Origin of the sequence: Microcystis sp. M53602_WE12, from assembly GCF_030065455.1 — a bacterium.
Classification (GTDB): Bacteria; Cyanobacteriota; Cyanobacteriia; order Cyanobacteriales; family Microcystaceae; genus Microcystis; species Microcystis aeruginosa.
Map to the genome: position 1 here is coordinate 1 of NZ_JASJFB010000651.1, position 4,004 is coordinate 4,004.

Consider the following 4,004-nt stretch of genomic DNA (forward strand, 5'->3'; position numbering starts at 1 on the left):
AGCTCAGCATCCCTATAAAACTCAAATCTTGGACTTCCATTCCTGCAAAACCCAATGGGCAACTCGTTCACTCTATTTTGAGGGACAGAAGCGAAATCAATTCTGTATCCTACACTACCGTTTGAATTTGGAATTGCTGAAGATGCGCTTACCCTGTATTAGTCATTAATACGTCTAGCTAATAATACTAAATTGGAAGGCATTCCCAGCGCCCAGATGGTTTCGACTCTAATACTGAAATTGTCTCCTAAAGCTTGTTTAGCTAAGTTTAATAATTCGGCTCTACCCAGTAGGTTTAAATTATCTTCCTTAGCCCAGAAGGATAACCCGACTATATTTAATAGAAACCGATGCCAAGATTTAGGTAACCAATGGATTAGGGGAAGTTTAGTATGAAATTCTAGCCAATGCCAACGATTGGGTGTAGTTAAGAATATTTTACTAGCAACTCTGGCACACTCTCGAATATGTTCAACCTGTAAATGAGTCGAACCACAATGTTCTAAAACTGCGCTAGAGGTGGCTACATCAAACTCACACTCCTTAGCAAGAATTGGGCGATGAAATCCATTGGGGCTTAAAATTTTGGCAAAAGGAAACACTTGGCTCAGGGAAGAAATGTCTTCTGGGGAAGAGAGGGCGACAGTTAACCCTGCTTCATGAAACCAGGGAATCATACAGTTACTGTCTATCCTCTCCACATCTGGAGTAGAACCAATATCAATAATACTTTCTCCTGCCCGTAAATCGAGTTTGTTCATAGCTAAATCAAACATCTTACGGCGAGCTTCTACACTTAAGCGTTCTTGAATCCCTGTTAACCAATGTCCACGATTAAAATAGTCAATGCCTTGATTCATAATATATTTGTTTACATAGTTGGGTATCTCGAAAAATTGATAGCCCAAGGACTGTTATAGTATAATAAGTAAGAACAGCAAGTCAAGCGAACAAATGCTCTTGCCAGAATCACCCAGGGTAAGAGCATCTCAATTAGGCTTGACAAAAGGCTTTCAGCACAGCCATCATATAGTTATTATCCATGGCCGCCCGTTGACTTTTTTGTGCCAGACTACGTCGGTAAGTGGATTCTTGGTTAAGAGCGTTAAGTGCTACTCGTCTCAAGAATGCAAAATTACGAGGGCTGTGGCCTGAGCGAATCCGACATTGATCCTCATTAAAAGTAACATCTAAAATCCAATGAGCCTGATTTTCAATGCTCCAATGTTTACGAATAGCATTACCTATTTTTTGAGCATCAGCAGGGAGAGAACTGAGATAAAATTGGACTTCACAAGTGGTTTTATGACCAGGATGACGAACTCGTTTAACTATGATAATACTTTGAATTCCTTGCCATTGAGCCTGTTGATAAAGACCGCCGAAAGCTTCTAAGGGTACAGCCCAACACCAACGTTTTTCGAGGCGATGATGACCTTTTTCCAGATGGTAATCATAACTAAATTGAATACCATCAAATTGATGTGCTTGAGCTTGCTCAAACCAGTTTTTGACCTGAGTATAAAGAGTCGGATGATTAGCTTTAAGGGCGACAACGTAGTCAGCTTTTTTGGCTTGAATATGATTAATAATCGCCGTTTGAGTTCCCATAGCATCTAGGGTGATAATTGCCCCTTGAAGGTCTAACAGTTCTAGTAAAGCGGGAATAGCAGTAATCTCATTGGATTTATCTTCCACCTTGACTTGTCCTAAAACTAATTTCTGCTCCCCCGCCCAAGCCGTCACTAAATGCAAGGCTTTAATTCCTTGATTACGGTCGTAAGAACCTCTGAGACTTTTCCCGTCTATGGGAACTATTTCCCCCGAAAGAGAACCGATTAAATGGGGCAGCCATTGAGACAAAACTTTGGCCAAAACTTCCGGGTTAATCCGTTCAAAAACCCGCCGAAAAGTGTCATCAGAAGGAATGCCATTAGGTAATTCTAAAAACTCAGATAACCAAGACTGCTTACTGAGTCCATAATTTTCCATGTCTTCCCAACCTTTGGCTCCTGCTATAACTGCTAAAACAGCAATGACTAAAATATCAGTTAATAAATGTTTTTGGGTTCGGGACGCTCTTGGGTCAGGAATATCTTGAAGATAAGTCAATAAACTAGCTTGAATTTCATTTATTGATGTTAAAGGAAGCTCAGGTTTTAGTTGAGCTTTATTTCCGGTGGGGAGAACGGGAGCAAAACCTTTACCCATGAGCTATTTCCTCATTAATTTTCATCAACAACAGTGAGACTAAGGCTAATTATAAATTATACAGAGGTAGCAGCGGCTAAGTCTGGGTACTGGCAGTGCGGGACGGTGCTATGGCGATTTGATTACCCTATTCAGAAATCTTTGTCAAGTACAATTTATACCAAATTAGATGAGCTTACCCTGTTATAGACAAAGGCATTTAGCGATTTTTGTCAATTGTTTTTTATCTAGAGCGAACTAATCAATTAAGTCTCTTGCCAGATAAGGATTTAGTCGATTTATGCCCCCCTATCGAACCATAACAAGTAACGAAGAGCCATTTTTTTGTTAATATAGGCTAAAAAATTAATTAAACCAGAGCTTGGTTCTATTCTATGAAAATCCAAGCAGATCAAAGATGTATTCTTCTTAAAATTATCTTGGCTCTTCTCGACTTTGTGTGATAATTTTTGACGATGAAATTCTGAAATGTTTACTGGGAAAGACTTTCATGGCTATTTTTGTGAATAAATAAACTATCATTATAGGCCTCGTTTCCACACAGAAACCAGAAAAGCCAAATCCTTGCATAATCGAGATTTGTATGATATTATGAATAAATAATTAAAACAGAAAATTCTGGTTAATTTGGGTAGATTTGAGTATATTTTAGGGGAGGCTAAGTATATTTGCCATCTCTGCTTTTAGTAAGTATCAATAAAATCAACCGGAAAAAGGGGATTGCCGAATGAAGAATAAGAAAGCGGAATTCAGAGAAGGAGGAAGGGAGTGAAGTCAATGTTAAGGAGCGGCTCTAATAATCGAAAAGCCAAAATTATCAAATCATCACTTACTTCGGCGAAACTGGTCAAAAAATATGGATAAAGTCCGGGTTATCGTTGTAGAAGATCACGATTTAACCCGCATGGGCTTAGTGGTGGCTCTCCAGCATCGGGAAGGTATTCAAGTGGTAGGGGAAGCGATCAGTGGATTACAGGGACTGAAACTGCTAGAGGAGACTAAACCCGATGTAGCGATCATCGATATAGGTTTACCCATGATCGATGGGATCGAGTTAGTGCGACGCTTCCAACAAAATCGGGGCGAAGACCCCCTGGCCACGAAAATCCTCATGCTAACCATGCACAAAACCCAAGAACAGGTTTTAGCGGCTTTTAGTGCTGGGGCTGATTCCTACTGTATGAAGGATATTAGCATTGATAAGTTAATCGAGGCGATTTATTCCACCCACGAAGGCAATCATTGGCTTGACCCTGCGATCGCCAATATTGTTCTGCAACAAGTGCGCCAAAATGTTCCCGTCGGTGCGGCTGCCGGGACCAAAACAGTGATAATTCAAGGCGTTGACCGAGAATATCACCAATTGCTGGAAAATGCCCCCCTAACGGCACGAGAGCGAGAAATTCTCGATCTGATTGTCGCGGGTTGTAGTAATGCCGAGATTGCCAAGCGACTCTATATCACCATCGGCACGGTGAAAACCCATGTCCGCAATATCTTAAATAAACTCTCTGTGGATGATCGGACTCAAGCGGCAGTGCTGGCCCTGCGATCGGGATTAGTGGATTAAAAAAACCGGCATCCTACCCGGGTAGGATGCCGGCTCGGTCAAAACTAGAAACTAGACTTGGGCTGCCACTTTTGATTCAGCGGCCATTAGTTTTTCGTAGGTTTCACGCATTTTGAGACCGACTAACACTTGGAATAAACCCGTACCATTGGTAGAACCGGGATAATCCTTGTGTTTGAGCAGTAATTCCGTCATTTCACCGTAGTATTTAGTGCCGGTTTTG

Annotated in this window: 3 protein-coding genes and 1 pseudogene; 1 reads left to right on the forward strand and 3 read right to left on the reverse strand. The window is 41.1% G+C overall.

Translation table 11 applies throughout. From position 1 onward, the window contains the following. Positions 1-158 precede the first annotated feature (158 nt). Together PX482_RS20495 and PX482_RS20500 are read right to left on the reverse strand one after the other, a co-directional pair. Positions 159-860 (reverse strand): hypothetical protein, encoded by a 702-nt coding sequence (locus tag PX482_RS20495; RefSeq protein ID WP_002756702.1) that lies wholly within the window; start codon positions 858-860, stop codon positions 159-161. A gap of 133 nt (positions 861-993) precedes the next feature. Further along, positions 994-2,211, reverse strand: a complete 1,218-nt coding sequence (locus PX482_RS20500; protein ID WP_288122953.1) for an ISAs1 family transposase — start codon at positions 2,209-2,211, stop codon at positions 994-996. Positions 2,212-3,067: 856 nt separating this feature from the next. Here PX482_RS20500 and PX482_RS20505 point away from each other — a divergent pair. After that, positions 3,068-3,781 carry a response regulator gene (locus tag PX482_RS20505; protein WP_002760572.1) on the forward strand — a complete coding sequence of 238 codons (714 nt, stop codon included), beginning with the start codon at positions 3,068-3,070 and terminating at the stop codon, positions 3,779-3,781. Between the two features lie 51 nt (positions 3,782-3,832). Here the strand turns inward: PX482_RS20505 and PX482_RS20510 are convergent. Continuing rightward, positions 3,833-4,004, reverse strand: a pseudogene (locus PX482_RS20510) (phosphoribulokinase); the annotation flags it as partial.